The 15,401-nt window shown below is 37.6% G+C and carries 14 protein-coding genes; 12 read left to right on the forward strand and 2 right to left on the reverse strand.

The genetic code is table 11. The features are described from left to right. Nucleotides 1-82: 82 nt before the first annotated feature. On the reverse strand, nucleotides 83-601 hold the full coding sequence (locus ACQKNC_RS16425; RefSeq protein ID WP_427425841.1) for an antibiotic biosynthesis monooxygenase family protein: 519 nt from the start codon (nucleotides 599-601) through the stop codon (nucleotides 83-85). Between the two features lie 233 nt (nucleotides 602-834). Here ACQKNC_RS16425 and hemE point away from each other — a divergent pair, with 233 nt between their 5' ends. The 9 genes from hemE (at nucleotide 835) to ACQKNC_RS16470 (ending at nucleotide 11,318) form a co-directional block, all read left to right on the forward strand. Further along, complete coding sequence (gene hemE / locus ACQKNC_RS16430; RefSeq protein WP_427425842.1) at nucleotides 835-1,884, forward strand: uroporphyrinogen decarboxylase; 1,050 nt, start codon at nucleotides 835-837, stop codon at nucleotides 1,882-1,884. Nucleotides 1,885-2,036: 152 nt separating this feature from the next. After that, on the forward strand, nucleotides 2,037-2,957 hold the full coding sequence (hemH, locus tag ACQKNC_RS16435) for a ferrochelatase (RefSeq protein ID WP_427425843.1): 921 nt from the start codon (nucleotides 2,037-2,039) through the stop codon (nucleotides 2,955-2,957). A gap of 14 nt (nucleotides 2,958-2,971) precedes the next feature. After that, complete coding sequence (gene hemY / locus ACQKNC_RS16440; protein ID WP_427425844.1) at nucleotides 2,972-4,399, forward strand: protoporphyrinogen oxidase; 1,428 nt, start codon at nucleotides 2,972-2,974, stop codon at nucleotides 4,397-4,399. 342 nt (nucleotides 4,400-4,741) lie between these two features. Beyond that, nucleotides 4,742-5,707 (forward strand): YncE family protein, encoded by a 966-nt coding sequence (locus tag ACQKNC_RS16445; RefSeq protein WP_427425845.1) that lies wholly within the window; start codon nucleotides 4,742-4,744, stop codon nucleotides 5,705-5,707. Then, nucleotides 5,704-6,387 carry a response regulator transcription factor gene (locus tag ACQKNC_RS16450; RefSeq protein WP_427425846.1) on the forward strand — a complete coding sequence of 228 codons (684 nt, stop codon included), beginning with the start codon at nucleotides 5,704-5,706 and terminating at the stop codon, nucleotides 6,385-6,387. Before ACQKNC_RS16445 ends, ACQKNC_RS16450 begins: the two co-directional genes overlap by 4 nt. After that, nucleotides 6,384-7,772: a sensor histidine kinase gene (locus ACQKNC_RS16455; RefSeq protein ID WP_427425847.1), complete on the forward strand. Its 1,389-nt coding sequence runs from the start codon at nucleotides 6,384-6,386 to the stop codon at nucleotides 7,770-7,772. The genes ACQKNC_RS16450 and ACQKNC_RS16455 overlap by 4 nt, the downstream gene beginning before the upstream one ends. Before the next feature lie 3 nt (nucleotides 7,773-7,775). After that, nucleotides 7,776-8,288, forward strand: coding sequence for a FixH family protein (locus ACQKNC_RS16460; protein ID WP_427425848.1), 513 nt, complete (start codon nucleotides 7,776-7,778; stop codon nucleotides 8,286-8,288). A 138-nt stretch (nucleotides 8,289-8,426) separates the two neighbouring features. After that, a complete protein-coding gene (locus ACQKNC_RS16465; RefSeq protein ID WP_427425849.1) occupies nucleotides 8,427-8,999 on the forward strand; it encodes a TetR/AcrR family transcriptional regulator in 573 nt (190 codons plus the stop codon). A 129-nt stretch (nucleotides 9,000-9,128) separates the two neighbouring features. Continuing rightward, nucleotides 9,129-11,318, forward strand: coding sequence for a YhgE/Pip family protein (locus ACQKNC_RS16470; RefSeq protein ID WP_427425850.1), 2,190 nt, complete (start codon nucleotides 9,129-9,131; stop codon nucleotides 11,316-11,318). 267 nt (nucleotides 11,319-11,585) lie between these two features. Here the strand turns inward: ACQKNC_RS16470 and yhfH are convergent, their stop codons facing one another. Then, nucleotides 11,586-11,711: a protein YhfH gene (yhfH, locus tag ACQKNC_RS16475; RefSeq protein WP_012292204.1), complete on the reverse strand. Its 126-nt coding sequence runs from the start codon at nucleotides 11,709-11,711 to the stop codon at nucleotides 11,586-11,588. A 144-nt stretch (nucleotides 11,712-11,855) separates the two neighbouring features. Here yhfH and ACQKNC_RS16480 point away from each other — a divergent pair, with 144 nt between their 5' ends. The 3 genes from ACQKNC_RS16480 (at nucleotide 11,856) to ACQKNC_RS16490 (ending at nucleotide 15,400) form a co-directional block, all read left to right on the forward strand. Beyond that, nucleotides 11,856-12,848 (forward strand): lipoate--protein ligase, encoded by a 993-nt coding sequence (locus ACQKNC_RS16480; RefSeq protein WP_427425851.1) that lies wholly within the window; start codon nucleotides 11,856-11,858, stop codon nucleotides 12,846-12,848. Between the two features lie 864 nt (nucleotides 12,849-13,712). After that, nucleotides 13,713-14,417, forward strand: coding sequence for a response regulator transcription factor (locus ACQKNC_RS16485; protein ID WP_427425906.1), 705 nt, complete (start codon nucleotides 13,713-13,715; stop codon nucleotides 14,415-14,417). Next, nucleotides 14,417-15,400, forward strand: a complete 984-nt coding sequence (locus ACQKNC_RS16490; protein WP_427425852.1) for a sensor histidine kinase — start codon at nucleotides 14,417-14,419, stop codon at nucleotides 15,398-15,400. Before ACQKNC_RS16485 ends, ACQKNC_RS16490 begins: the two co-directional genes overlap by 1 nt. Nucleotide 15,401 lies beyond the last annotated feature (1 nt).

Genomic DNA, 15,401 nt, shown 5'->3' on the forward strand with positions numbered 1-15,401 from the left:
AGGATAACCGCGGAAGAGCAGCGAATACCCGCGAATGCGAGGGGAATACTCGCGGAAGGCAGTGACTCCCTTCACGCCCTAACTAATCTTCGTTTTCTTCCTTTGGGGCAGCACTGTAGGTTGTGACATAGGAAGCTGCTGAGAATATGTTTTGCTGATTCACACCTGTTGATTCTTTACGTTCAGCATGTGCTGATGCAAAGGCCTTTGAGCTTTTCCATGCTTCGAACGAATGAGGACCGTTCCATTGTGTCATGACAATGTATGTTTCACTATTTACTGGACGAAGTAGTCGGAATGCTACGAAGCCTGGTTCATCTTCAATAGCACGTGCTCTATTTAAAAAGCGATGTTCAAAAACTGGTCGACCTTCATCTGTAACGGGAATATTGTTGAATACAAAGAAGCCACGTTCTTCTAAATCATTTACTGAATCAAGCACTTCAAACTTACGTGGTGTGGCAAATACAGATTTTCCTTCGGTTTCATGTATAAGCACAGAGTTCCCTTCTCCGTGTATTAAAACCATTACTTCGTTTAAATGTTTATTTTTTAACTGTTCTAAAAAATCACCTGTACCAGATGTTAAATAAATATACATAATATTGCCCTCCTTATGAATTTTCATAATATAGCGTGATTATCTCCATTTAAGTGTAAGTCTATAGCTTTGTCAAAAAAGAAATCCCTTAGAAAGAACAATTTTATGACATTTCCCTATGAAAACTATACAATTACAGAGGAAGCGTTTACTATTGAAAACGGATATCAATAATAACGGAATAAACAAGAGAATTTTACGATATGAATTTTATTGAGGGGAAGGAACTATTCATGACAACTTTTAATGATACTCTTCTACGTGCTGCACGAGGAGAAAGAACTGAACATACACCAGTATGGTATATGCGACAAGCAGGACGTTCTCAGCCAGAATATCGTGCGATTAAAGAAAAGTATTCTTTAGAGGAAATTACACTTCAACCTGAGCTTTGTGCATATGTAACGCGATTACCAGTAGAAAATTACAATGTTGATGCGGCGATTTTATACAAAGATATAGTAACACCACTTCCTGGTATTGGGGTAGATGTAAAAATCAAAGCAGGCGTAGGTCCTGTCATTTCAAATCCTATTCGCTCAATCGCTGATATAGAAAAACTAGGGGAATTCAATGCGAAAGAACATACACCGTATGTTTTAGAAACGATAAAAATGTTAACAGAGGAACAACTGAATGTACCTCTAATCGGCTTTGCAGGTGCACCATTTACTCTCGCAAGCTATATGATTGAAGGTGGTCCTTCAAGAAACTATAATAAAACAAAATCATTTATGGTATCAGAGCCTCAAGCTTGGTTTGCATTAATGGACAAGCTAGCTGACATGATTATTTCTGATATTTCTGCTCAAGTAGAAGCGGGAGCAAAAGCTATCCAAATATTTGACTCTTGGGTAGGTGCTTTAAATGTTGAAGACTATCGTGTTTTCATTAAACCGATTATGACACGTATTTTTGCTGAGCTGAGAAAAGAAAATGTGCCACTTATTCAGTTTGGTGTCGGTGCAAGTCATTTAGCGAAAGAGTGGAACGATTTACCAGTTGATGTTGTTGGCTTAGATTGGCGTTTACCAATTAAAGAAGCACGAGCAAACGGTATAACTAAACCAGTACAAGGCAATTTAGATCCATCACTATTACTTGCTGATTGGTCAATTATTGAGAAGCGCACTAAAGATATTATCGATCAAGGCTTAGAAATGCCAGGTCATATCTTTAACTTAGGTCATGGTGTATTCCCAGAGGTAGACCCAGAAGTGTTAAAACGTTTAACAGCTCTTATTCATGAGTATAGTGCTCAACAAATTCAAGCACGTTTTTAAAGATATTAAATCTCATATTCTTTTCTATGAATGATATCTCGATTTCATCGTAGAAAGGGTGCTGTCCAACCTAATGAATTGGACAGCTTCTTTTTGTCACATACTGTACGATCAAAGGTATATTTAACTATTATTTAGAGGTGAAAAGGATAATGAAAGAAGTTAAAGGCTTATTAGTTATGGCATACGGAACACCCTATAAAGAAGAAGACATCGAACCGTACTATACGCATATTCGCCACGGTCGCAAACCATCAGAAGAGCATTTAGAAGATTTACGCAGTCGTTATGAAGCTATCGGTGGTTTATCGCCACTTGCTGCTGCTACTAAAGCGCAGGCTGAGGCTTTATGTGCACGCTTAAATGAAGTACAAGATAATGTGGAATACAAACTATTTATCGGTTTAAAGCATATCCACCCATTCATTGAAGATGCTGTTGAAGGAATGGTAGCAGAAGGAATTAAAGAGGCGGTTTCTATCGTATTAGCTCCTCACTTCTCAACATTCTCCATTAAATCATATAATGGTCGTGCAACAGAAGCGGCTGGAGATCGATTAACAATTACTTCTGTAGAATCTTGGTATGATGAACCAAAATTCATCGAGTATTGGAAAATGAAAGTGAATGAAACGTTTAATGCAATGTCTAATGAAGAACGTGAAAAAGCATGTTTAATCGTGTCTGCACATTCACTTCCAGAAAAAATTAAAGAGCTGGGCGATCCATATGAAGATCAATTAATTGAGACGGCTCGACTAATTAAAGAAGCGACAGGTGTAAAGAATGTGGAAGTTGGCTGGCAATCAGCAGGGCAAACACCTGAGCCATGGATCGGTCCGGATGTTCAGGACTTAACGCGAGAACTTTACGAGCAAAAGGGCTTCCGTTCGTTCGTGTATACGCCAGTTGGTTTTGTAACAGAGCATTTAGAAGTTTTATATGACAACGATTATGAATGTAAAGTTGTTTGTGATGAACTTGGCGCGAACTATTATCGTCCAGCAATGCCAAATACACACCCGTTATTTATTGATGCAATGGTTGATGCCATTCATAAAAAATTAAGCTAAGCGAAAAGAAAGTGATGATGTTGGTGACTCAGAAAAGACGAAAGGTAGTTGTTGTAGGCGGTGGCATTACTGGCCTCACAGCTGCGTTCTATTTGCAAAAAGAAGCAAGCGCAAAAGAATTGCCGTTAGATATCGTACTTGTCGAGTCGTCATTACGTCTTGGCGGAAAAATACAAACACTAAGAAAAGATGGCTTTATAATCGAACGCGGGCCAGAATCTTTTTTTGATCGTGAGAACTATGTATATGCTTTGGCAAAGGATTTAGGCATTGAACAGGAAATGATTACAAGCAATACAGGACCGATTTACGTTGCTGTTGGTAGTCAGTTGTATCCAATCCCGAGTACTCTTTTGTCTGGAGCTACACCACATGTTTCGTCATTTATTACATCAGGTTTGTTTTCACTTAGTGGGAAAGTTCGTGCAGCGGGGGACTTTTTCATCCCTCGCTCTGCACAGGATGATGACCAACCATTAGGACGATTTTTTAGAAGAAGATTCGGTGCTGAAGTTGTGGAAAATCTAGTAGAGCCATTACTTGCAGGAACATTTGCTGGTGATATTGAGCAGTTAAGCATGCGCTCAACATTCCCACAGCTCTATGGATTAGAACAAAAATATCGTAGCTTACTTATTGGTATGAAAAAGTCTGGTGCGAATTTTTTAAGTAATAATCTCATGACGAAAGATAAGGGGATTTTTCAAACATTTAATAATGGTCTTGAGACACTTATCGAAAAACTTGAAGAATCACTACTTCCTGGGACAGTTATGAAGGGTGTTAAAGTAGAGGAAATTGAGCATGGTAAGGATGGTACTGTCCAAGTTATGTTAAACAACTTTACACAATTAAAAGCAGATGCTGTTATTATTGCTACACCATTTAATGTGGCAAGAAAAATGTTCAGTAAACACCAGTTACTAACTGAATTAGGAACGATGAAAGCAGCGACTATTGCTACTGTGACAATGGCATTTAAAAAAGATCAGTTAGGTGATCTAGATGCATTATCATTTTTTGTCTCCCGAAATAGTGATTTTTCAATAACTTCCTGTACATGGATTAATCGAAAATGGCCCGGCACAACACCAGATGATTACGTGCTCTTACGTAGTTATATTGGCCGAGTGGGCGATGAGGCAATTGTAGCGCTATCCGATACTGAAATTGAAAAGACCGTATTGCAAGATTTAATGAAAACAATTGGTGTAGATGGAGAACCGTTAATGACAGTAGTTTCTCGCTGGAAAAATGCCATGCCACAGTACACGGTAGGACATGAAGCGAAGATAGAACGTGTAAAACAAGAATTACTTGAACATTTTCCGATGGTTAAGCTCTCGGGAAGTTCCTTCGAAGGAATATCAATACCTGAGTGCGTTGAGCAGGGTAAAAATGTTGCTGACGAGATAGTAAAGGAATTGTTTAAGAATTTGTAAGGAATAGATACTTATTAATAAGTAGTACAAACTTGAAAATCAATGTTTGTACTACTTTTTTTGTTTAATGGAGATTCAATAATGCAAGGATATCTATCGATGACGTCTTCTTCATTTTTCACTTTCATACATAAACTAATTGACAACAAAAAGTTGATTCCTCCTTACCATAATCGTTGTAGTATATGTGCTACTATATTTTTTGGTTGGATTAATGCTCGTAGATGTAGCATTACATAATAATAATCGTGAAATTTGCTAGTTTTCTTTGTCATAAATTTACCTCTCAAGTTTCACGTGAATTTCACAATTGTGAAGTATAGTTAAGAAACAGAGGTGATGATGTTGAAAAAATGGGCATTCTTCATTTTTTCTTTAGTCCAGCTTTTATGGCTAGCAGGATGTACGGAGAAATCGTTTGAGCCTATTGAACGCGATAGGAATTTTATTGCGTCCTTAAATATACAAGAGCCTTCGCTAGATTTTATAGATGAACAAGGTAAAGTGATGGCAACTTGGTTATTTGACAAAGCTTACTCAGGAGCAATACTACTCGAAAATGATCGTGTGTTATTGTATGGCCATCAATTAAATGAGATTGACGTCTATACATTATCAACCGGAAAGAAGCTCTATTCCAAAAAAGTCCAGCTTGGTACAACGAATGCGTATTATGCTGAGAATAAAAAACAGTTTTTTATTACGAATAGCAAAACAAATACAGTGACAAGCTTTGATGAGAAGGGCAACGAACTGGCAACTCAGAAGCTTGGTAATTATCCGATGTCAATGGCAGCCTATAAAGATAAGCTATATGTGATTAATTATAAAGATACTAAATTATCGGTGTTGAATATTGAGAATCTAAAGGTTGAGCAAGAGTGGCCGATTCAAAAATCATCACATGGGATAGCAATTATTGAAGAGGCAAATGAACTATGGATTGGTGGTCATGGAGAAGGAAGTAAACCGAATAGCTCTGTTAAAAAATATGATCTTATGACAGGAGTCCAACATGGTGAGATAGAAATGCCTTTGATGCCTGTTGGATTAACCAAAACAAAGGATGCTGTCCTCGTTGTTAGTCATGGTCGGAATGAATTATATGTTGCCGACTTTAATGGAAATGTGAAATGGCAACAAGAGGTTGGAGCTAATCCATTTGTCGTAAATCAGTTTAAAGATTATATTGTTGTCGCTGGCTATGATGACCATACTTTGTATTTCATAAAAGAAGGTCAGGTGAAAAAAACAGTTGATGTGGGGAAAGGTGCATTTCAACTGTTAGTGAGGGAGGAAGAAATGTGACAACTGTATTGATTGTTGATGACGAGCAAGATATGCGCAATTTAATAGAAATGATGCTCAATAATTCAAAGATTGAGACATTAACAGCAGCAAGTGGTACAGAAGCTTACGATATTATTGTACGTGAAAAAATCGATTTAGTTCTACTTGATGTGATGATGCCGCATGAAGATGGCTTTGTAGTTTGTCAAAGCATACGTGCGATGTCGAATATACCAATTATTTTCCTGACAGCACGTGATGCAAATGAGGATAAAGTTAAAGGCCTAACAATTGGCGGAGATGATTATATTGTAAAACCCTTTACAAACGATGAACTGGTTGCACGAATCCACGCTGTGTTAAGAAGAAGTGGTACTGATGTTGAAGAATTGCAGCAAAAATGTGTGGTGTTAGGACCTATTAAAATAGATGAGATTGCACGAAAGGTATCTGTAGATGGAAAGAGTGTTCCGCTTACTTTAAAGGAATTTGAACTATTACATTTATTTATGAAAAATCCTGGGAATGCGTATACAAGGGAGCAATTACTAGAACGCATTTGGGATATTGATTATATAGGGGGAACAAGAACTGTTGACACTCATATAAAAACCTTACGTATAAAGCTTGGGAAGGAAGCGGCGGGGCATATTCAAACCGTTTGGGGAGTGGGCTACCGCTTTGATCCTGGCGAATGAGAAAAATTTCAACACGCATTTGGTTATTAATCTTTGCATTTTTAATCATTACCGTTGTCTTTATGTATGTCCTGACTAATTATTTATATGAAAGACTTTATGTAGAAGATACAGAAGAAACGATGGTAGAAGTAGGGACCAAGCTACAGACGATGTATACCGGTAGTAAGGTAACAGATGAATTTATTGCAGATATTGAACATTATACTAATTATTCAAATTTGAATATTTTTGCAGTTAGAAATCCGAGAGAACTAAGTGCCTGTGTACCATTTGATATTGATTTTGAAACATTAATTGGTTCAGAAGAGCGACAGCAATTACTTGCAGGGGAATATGTACAAAAAATTGGATATGAGCCTAGATTTGATAGGCAGCTCATTTCTGTAGTATTTCCGCTAGTAGATCAAAATAGGCTTGAAGGGATTATTTATATTTACTTCCCTCTAGCAAAAATTAGTGAGTTAGCGAACAATGAAGTCATTTTCTTATTTGTCAGTGCCTTTATATTTTTAATTGTCATCAGCTATTTAATTTATAAAGGAATTCGTCATATTATGCGACCGTTAAGCAATTTACAAAGAGCCGTTGAACAAATGTCATACGGAAACTATGGAACACGTGTGCCGGTTAATTCAAAAGATGAAATCGGAAAATTATCTAGCACCTTTAATACAATGGCAGAGGCGATACAACAAGAGGATGAGGCTCAAAAAACGTTTTTAGCTACAGTTTCACATGAGCTACGGACACCTATTAGCTATGTAAAAGGGTATAGTGAAGCAATGCAGAATGGCATTATTCCAGAAAATCAAAAAGAGGAAACGATTCAACTGATTGTCCGTGAGGCAAATCGTATGGAACGATTAACGAATGAACTACTTCAACTTGCTCGTATGGAAAATGAACAAGCAGAAATTACTTTATATCCTATTCCTCTTGCCGAAACATTACGCGAGGTTCAAAAAATATTAACTCATCAGGCAGAGAAGAAGAACATTGCGCTCCATTTGGATGCTGATGATGCATTAATCATCAAAGCTGATGAAGTAAAGCTGAAACAAATTATTATTAATATAATTGAAAATGCCATTAATTACTCGTATGAGCAGTCAAAGGTTGAAATTACTGCTTTTGAAGATAATGGTAGTGCGCAAATTACCATAAAGGATTATGGAATTGGTATTCCACAGGAGGATTTATTGCATGTAACAGAACGCTTTTATCGTGTTAACAAAGCACGGAGTCGAGCAGATGGTGGCAGTGGACTAGGCTTGTCGATTGTTGAACAATTGTTGAAGCAGTTACATGGCAAGATAGAGATTGAAAGTGAAGTTGAAAAAGGCACAGTTGTGAAAATTACATTGCCATTAATGGAGGAGTAAAACATGAAAAAATGGTTATTGGCATTAGTCGCAGTACCTGCATTATTAGTGGGTTGCGGAGAAAAGAAAGAGCCTGCCGCTTTACCAGAGCCTGAAGTAGCTCAAATACCAGAAGTTGAAATTTTAACACCGAAAGAAGTAAAGATCAATGAAACGATTGAACTTGCTGCACATGTTGTACAAGGTGGAAAAAACTTGGATGATGCAGTTGTGGAATTCGAAGTATGGGAATCAGGTAAACGTGATCAAGGGCAAATGGTTAACGGTGAATTAGAGAAAGATGGTATTTATAAAGCGACGACTAAATTTGACCATGATGGTGTATATTATATGTATGCTCATACTACTACAGGCAATGGTGTTCATAGTATGCCGAAGCAACAAATTACTGCTGGAAGCCCAGATATGACGAAAGTTTTACCAGAGGATGAAAAAGCAAATAACAACAGCATGGATCATAACATGATGAATCACGGTAATGATACTTCTGAGCATAGTGATCACGAAAAAAAATGAAAAAAATCATAATTAAATGCTTGCATTATTATTAAAATAGGAATATGATAATGACCAGATGACCGAAATGGTTTTCTGGTCATTATCATTTTCGTGTACAAAGGCATGTACATAACATAACAAGAAAGGATGTTACTAATGGATCGTAGGCAGGAAATTCTTGAAGCAGCTGCAAAATCCTTTACATTGTTTGGTTACAAAGCAACTACGATGGAGCAAGTGGCTAAAATCGCCAATGTCGGTAAAGGGACGATTTACACATTCTTTGCAAATAAAGAAATTTTATTTCAAGAGATAGCTATGTCACTTATACGAGAGATGCAAGCAGAAGCAGATGCAGTGTTGGATGCATCAGCTAGCTTTATGGATAATGCGCACAATGCTTTAATGAAAATGCTACAGTTCCGTGAAAAACATCTTTTATTTGCGAAGTTATTAGAGGAAGAAAAGGAGCTACGAACGCCAGCAGTTAAACAAGTATTAGTTCGTATTGAGACTGAAGTTTTATCCTATGTTGCTGAATTAATTCAAAGACGTATCGATAAAGGAGAAATTAGAGACTGTGATGCAGAATTAGTAAGCTTTCTGTTGCTAAAGGCGTATCTAGCATTTGTCGTTGATTGGCATGAACTACATGGCGACATTATTCCAGAAGAAAAGATATTAAATCTTTTTAAGCAAACAATCTTCCGTGGGCTAATTTTAACTTGATTCGGCTGAGCGAAGGCGAATCAATGATAGTCTAGGGGTTTTAAACCCTGTGAAGGTTGAAGATTTTTTTTTGAATAAAAATGACCGACTGACGTTTTTGGTCAAATAGTATAGGAGTGAAGAAAACTTATGATTAAAGCTGAGTGGCTGAAAATCTTTAAAACAAGAAAAATGCTTGTTTCAATAATCGCTGTATTATTTATCCCAGTCATGTACGCAGGCATGTTTTTATGGGCGTTCTGGGATCCATATGCAGGTCTGCCGAAATTACCAGTAGCTGTTGTTAATGAAGATAAGGGCGCTGAAATGGAAGGCGTTAAATTAGATTTAGGGAATGACTTGGTCGATAATCTCGTCAAGAGTGAGCAATTTAAATTCATTGAAGTATCCAAAGAAGAAGCTGAAAAAGGCATAGATGGCCGAGATTATTATATGACTCTAGAAATTCCAACAAATTTCTCTGAGCATGCGACTACGTTATTAGATGACAAACCTTCTAAATTAGTCATGAATTATATTCCAAATGAAGGATTAAACTTCCTTAGTGCACAAATTGGTGATTCAGCAATGGAAAAAATACGTGCGGAAGTGAATAAACAAGTTTCAACTACTTATGCTGAAAAATTATTTGATTCTATTACAACGATGGGAGATGGCTTTACGGAGGCTGCAGATGGCTCTAGTAAGCTAGATGAAGGTGCTAAAACTTTAGCAAAAGGTGCAAAAGATTTAAAAGGTTATTTAGAGCAACTAGCATCAAGTACAGTTGAATTGTCGAATGGTACAGATAAAATTACTAAAGGTGCTGGAGACGCTGCAAAAGGTGCAAATGACTTATCTACTGGTCTAGTAAAATTACAAGACGGTACTGTACAGTTACAAAATGGTGCACAACAAGCAGCAACTGGAGCAACAACTCTTGAACAAGGTGTATCACAATATACACAGGGTGTAGCAAAGGTTCAAGCAGGTTTAGCTACAATTAACGATAAACAACAACAAATTAGTGCAGGAGCAGCTTCAATTGCTGATAATGCAGGCGCATTAAATGGTGCAGCAGGCCAATTAACAGCGGGTTCTGCAAAAGTAGAAGCAGGCATCACTGCTTTATCTAATCAATTACAAGGCATGATGGCTTCATTGCCTGAAGAACAAGCGGCAGTATTAAAACAAACATTAGCAGAGCTACAAGCAGGAAGTGCAAGCGTGCATAATGGCTTAGGTTCTTTAACTGCTGGTACAGAAAAACTACAAGCTGGTGCTAAACAAGTAAGTTCTGGTGCATCACAAATTGCAGCAGGTCAATCACAAGTGTTAGCAGGTGCTAATGAGTTAACATCAAAAAGTGGTGCGTTAGTCCAAGGAGCAAAAGGTCTTCAAGCTGGTAATGCAACACTAGCTCAAAAATTAGGTGAATTAAATGCTGGTGTTAAGACAGCCGTAACAGGTTCAAAAACATTAGCTTCAGGGTTAAATGAGCTAGCAAGTGGTACAACAACATTGAATAAAGGTACAACAACACTTGCATCTAAATCAGGTGAATTAGCAGCAGGTTCTTCAACGCTCGCTGATGGTACAACTGAACTTGTAGATGGTACATCAACTTTATCTAGCAAACTAGGTGAAGCAAGTGAAAAAGCAAAAGAAGTTCATGTAAATAAAGACACTTATGATATGGTAGGTAGCCCAGTTGAGGTTGATAAAGAATCTGTTAACCATGTACCTAACTATGGAACAGGTTTCTCACCATACTTTATCTCTTTAGGCTTATTCGTTGGTGCTTTAATGATCTCTATCGTTTTCCCATTTGTGGAACCAGCGATTCGTCCGAAAAATGGGGCAGCTTGGTTTACAAGTAAAATCTCAGTTTTAGCAATAGTCGGCTTAATTCAAACTATATTAACAGTGGTTATTGTAAAATGGGGCTTAGGTCTTGAAGTATACAGTTTAGGTTACTTCTTCCTAACAGCATTATTAACAAGCTATGTTTTCCTAGCTTTAATTCAAATGTTAGTATCTATTTTCGGTGATCCAGGACGCTTCATGGCGATTATTGTATTAATTTTACAACTTACAACAAGTGCGGGTACATTCCCACTTGAGTTAATCCCATCACCATTACAAGTATTTAATAAACTATTACCAATGACATATACTGTTTCAGCATTTAAAGCAAGTATCTCAACTGGTGATACATCATTCTTAATGCAAAACTACGGAATTTTAGCAGGCTTCCTAGTGGCATTCTTAGCTATTACTTTCGGTTACTTCATGTTACTACACACAAAACGTTACTCAAATGTAGCCGAAGAGAACTAAAAATAGGATTTTTACACCCATCAATATTGGTGGGTGTTTTTTTGTGGTTGAATGAAAACTGATCAGGTAGAGAGTAGAACTGCTCGGCTCCAACAAAAAATCGCCACTTACAAAAAAACATACAAAAAACAGCAGCTGATATGAGCGTATCAGCTGCTGTCTTGTAAGTGTAAGAGATTTAATTAAGGGTTCATCAAAGTATGATGAGGGTTGTCATTAGTAGTACGTGTGGGGCACGTATATGACAATTACAGAATAGGCAAATGCTTATAGGTGGTTACATTTTTCACAAGTGTTGCTGTAGCATTCACTTTGCTCTTCAATTTTTTCACCGCATTCTGTGCATTGTTTTGCAGGTAGGTTCTTGAAAAATTCAACTACATTTTCTAACATTGTGGACTCCTCCTTTAAGTTCATCTGTACTATTACTGTTTTGATATTTTCTAGTGTATTATAACAGATGCTTTTCGTCAACACAAAATGCCTAATTTAAGTTAAAATAATTATGTATATTTTGTGAAGGAGGAAAAGTAATTTATGATATTCGTTGATAATAAAGGGATTCATGATCCACGCATTAATCTTGCCATTGAGGAGTATTTATTAAAAACGATGGATGTTGAGAAGGAGCCAGTGCTACTTTTTTACATAAATCAGCCTTCAATCATCATTGGTAAAAATCAAAATACTATCGAAGAGATTAATACAGATTACGTGGAGGATAATGCCATAATCGTTGTACGACGTCTTTCTGGAGGAGGCGCAGTGTATCATGATTTAGGGAACCTTAACTACAGTTTTATCACTAAAGACGATGGTGATAGCTTTATGAATTATAAAAAATTCACCCAGCCTGTCGTAGATGCACTTGCAAAAATGGGCGTTCACGCTGAGCTTTCAGGCCGCAATGACATTTTAGCGGAAGGACGTAAAGTTTCTGGGAACGCACAGTTTTCTACAAAGGGCCGTATGTATAGCCACGGTACTTTAATGTTTGATACAGAAATTGATGCTGTTGTATCCGCATTAAAGGTGAAGAAAGATAAAATCGAATCAAAGGGCATTAAATCGATTCGTTCACGAGTAGCTAATATTTCAGAGTTCTTAAAGGATAAGATGACAGTCGAAGAATTCCGCCTAGAAATTTTAAAATCCATCTTTGGTGGTGAAGAAAATATTCGCTATTATGAGTTAACGGAGGAAGATTGGGAAAATATCCACAAGCTATCTGCTGAGCGTTACCAAACGTGGGAATGGAACTATGGCAAATCACCACGCTTTAATATTCAAAAAACACATCGTTTCCCAACAGGAGGCATTGATATTCGCTTAGAAGTGAATCATGGAATTATTGAAGAAGCGCATATTTTTGGTGATTTCTTCGGTGTGGGCGACATGGCAGATGTTGAACAACGTTTAGTTGGGACAAACTATGATCGAACTGCAATTGCTGAGGCGCTAACGGATATCGATATTCCAACATACTTCGGTGGAATTACGACAGAAGAGTTTTTACAATTAGTTTATTAAGAAAAGCTTGAGTAGAAATTGGCAAATGTCCTTATTGAGATATAAGAGTACACACTTTTTCAAAATGGAACCGTTCCATAACGTGTGGTTGTTTTCCGTTCCGACTGGGCGCTTTTATCGCTGCCGCTTCGCTTTCGCGCAGAGCAGAGCTTCCTGGGGGCGTCCGATGAGCCGCTTCGCTTCGCTGTAGGGTCTCGGGCCAACACGATGTTGGTCACGAAGGCGTTATCACAGGACGTGATGCTCTTAGCCTTCGTTCCCCTATCGCTGTTCCCCAAGGAGTCGCCCAGTCTCCACTCCAATCAACTTATATCAATTTCTACTGAATGAAGATAAATCGTAAATGTTTAAAAAATGCCATCCCATCTTTTGGTGGTGAGTCCTCAAAAATCTGTATCTAACAATTCGATGTTAATTTTTACTACAAAAGCAGGCGTGTTGATTAGGAAGAAAATCGGTTTATTATTGAGTGATAAAAGGATTTTTTGTTGCTATTTCGCTAATATATTTCCATTTTAACTGATTGTAGCGTAGGGCTACTCGACTCCCGCGGGAAAGCGAGACAGACGAGACCCTGAGGCCAACACGATGTTGGTCACGAAGGCATTGTCACAGGACGTGACGCACTTAGCCTTCGTTCCTTTAGCGGAGGAAGCGGCTCGACGCTCGCCCGCAGGAAGCCTTGCTCTGTGCGAAAGCGAAGCGACAGCAACAAAGCGAGTAGCCCGTAGCGGAAATCAGAGCCTTCTAATTAATCAGAGTGGACAAAAATGGTTAATTAACACACCTGCTACAAAAGGTTCGCTGACAGTTATGTCGACGGACCTTTTTTTGATACAATATAAGATAGAAAGGAGTGTTGGTATGGAGAAGCATCGAATATTTATTGTCGAAGATGATGTAAAGATTGCATCATTGCTCGCAGAAACGCTTAGAAAATATCAATACGAAGTTGAAACGATCAAAGAATTCGATCATCTCGTTGAAGAATTTACAGCATTTAATCCACATATGGTGTTGCTTGATATAAATTTACCTTCGTACGATGGCTACTATTGGTGTCGCCAACTACGTCAACATACAACTTGTCCAATTATTTTCATTTCAGCTCGCTCTGGGGAAATGGATCAAATTTTTGCGCTTGAAAATGGGGGCGATGATTTCATTACGAAGCCATTTAATTATGAGATTGTACTGGCTAAAATCCGTAGTCACTTGCGTCGTACATATGGTGAATATGCAGCAAGACAAGAGGAACGGACAATTAAACAAGGACAGCTTGTTCTTCATTTAGAAAGAATGGAGCTTCATAAAAATGATTTAGAAATTCCGCTTCAGAAAAAAGAATGTATCATTTTAGAACTGTTGATGGGAAATGCTCCAAAAGTTGTGACGCGTGAGCAACTGTTAGAAGAGCTTTGGGACGATCAGGCATTTGTTGATGAAAATACATTGAACGTCAATATGACACGAGTACGTAAAAAGTTAGCTGATTATCATATTACGTCTTCTATCGAAACGGTACGTGGAGCAGGCTATCGCTTTATATTAAGTGCAGGTGAGATATAGTGGGCTGGAAATTATTTTTGCGTGATTACGCATCGTTCATTGTATTCCAGTTCGTATTAGTCGGCTTTATCATGGTCTTATATTGGTTGGATGGCTTTCGAAATGTTGATACTGCTATTTATTCCTTCTGTATTAGTTTAGTGTTGTTAGCCTCTTTTTTACTTATCCGTTATTTAATGCGTCAACGTTATTTATTAAAAATATCGCAGCTTCCTAAAACAATGGAGGATGTGCTGCAAAAAAATGCTAAAACACCTGAGGCGATGAAGGTTGAGAAATATATGCATGAACTATATCGACTATATAAGCATGAGCTCCAATCTTTATATGCAGGCCAAAAACGGCATGATCAGTTTGTTAATCAATGGGTTCATCAGATGAAAACACCCATTTCTGTTATTGAGCTCTTATTACAGGATGAACGTCCTCTCGATAAAAAGAATGTGCAGGAGGAAATTGACCGCTTACGTAGAGGCTTGGATATGGTACTTGTGAATGCTCGATTAGAAAATTTTGAAGATGATATGCAAGTAGAACAGGTTACATTAAAAACAATTGTTACGGCAACTGTTAATGAAAATAAACGTTTATTTATTACGAAGCAAGTTTTCCCAGAAATTCATATTGAGGATGATATCATCGTTGCAAGTGATTCAAAATGGCTTCGCTTTATTATCGGGCAATTCGTAACCAATGCGGTTAAATATACTTTTGAGGCTAATAAAAAAATAGTGATTTCTGCCATTAAAAAGGATGACTATGTACAGTTAGCCATTTGTGATGAAGGAATTGGTATTCCAGTTTCCGATCTTTCTCGTGTCACTAAAGCCTTCTTTACTGGTGAGAATGGGCGTAAAACAGGGGAATCCACAGGGATGGGTTTATATTTAGCGAAAGAAATCTGTGAAAAACTCGGTCACGAATTAAACATTACATCAGAGGTAGGAAAAGGAACGATTGTAACAGTGACATTTACAAATTAGG

This window comes from Lysinibacillus sp. NPDC094177 (assembly GCF_050279145.1).
Classification (GTDB): Bacteria; Bacillota; Bacilli; order Bacillales_A; family Planococcaceae; genus Lysinibacillus.

What these genes read in the sequence shown, in the direction of transcription:
- yhfH (WP_012292204.1), bottom strand. Translation starts at nt 11,711, where the DNA reads ATGTTAGAAAATGTAGTTGAATTTTTCAAGAACCTACCTGCAAAACAA.
- ACQKNC_RS16425 (WP_427425841.1), bottom strand. Translation starts at nt 601, where the DNA reads ATGTATATTTATTTAACATCTGGTACAGGTGATTTTTTAGAACAGTTA.
- hemE (WP_427425842.1), top strand. Translation starts at nt 835, where the DNA reads ATGACAACTTTTAATGATACTCTTCTACGTGCTGCACGAGGAGAAAGA.
- ACQKNC_RS16460 (WP_427425848.1), top strand. Translation starts at nt 7,776, where the DNA reads ATGAAAAAATGGTTATTGGCATTAGTCGCAGTACCTGCATTATTAGTG.
- hemH (WP_427425843.1), top strand. Translation starts at nt 2,037, where the DNA reads ATGAAAGAAGTTAAAGGCTTATTAGTTATGGCATACGGAACACCCTAT.
- ACQKNC_RS16465 (WP_427425849.1), top strand. Translation starts at nt 8,427, where the DNA reads ATGGATCGTAGGCAGGAAATTCTTGAAGCAGCTGCAAAATCCTTTACA.
- ACQKNC_RS16455 (WP_427425847.1), top strand. Translation starts at nt 6,384, where the DNA reads ATGAGAAAAATTTCAACACGCATTTGGTTATTAATCTTTGCATTTTTA.
- ACQKNC_RS16480 (WP_427425851.1), top strand. Translation starts at nt 11,856, where the DNA reads ATGATATTCGTTGATAATAAAGGGATTCATGATCCACGCATTAATCTT.
- ACQKNC_RS16445 (WP_427425845.1), top strand. Translation starts at nt 4,742, where the DNA reads ATGTTGAAAAAATGGGCATTCTTCATTTTTTCTTTAGTCCAGCTTTTA.
- hemY (WP_427425844.1), top strand. Translation starts at nt 2,972, where the DNA reads ATGATGTTGGTGACTCAGAAAAGACGAAAGGTAGTTGTTGTAGGCGGT.
- ACQKNC_RS16485 (WP_427425906.1), top strand. Translation starts at nt 13,713, where the DNA reads ATGGAGAAGCATCGAATATTTATTGTCGAAGATGATGTAAAGATTGCA.
- ACQKNC_RS16470 (WP_427425850.1), top strand. Translation starts at nt 9,129, where the DNA reads ATGATTAAAGCTGAGTGGCTGAAAATCTTTAAAACAAGAAAAATGCTT.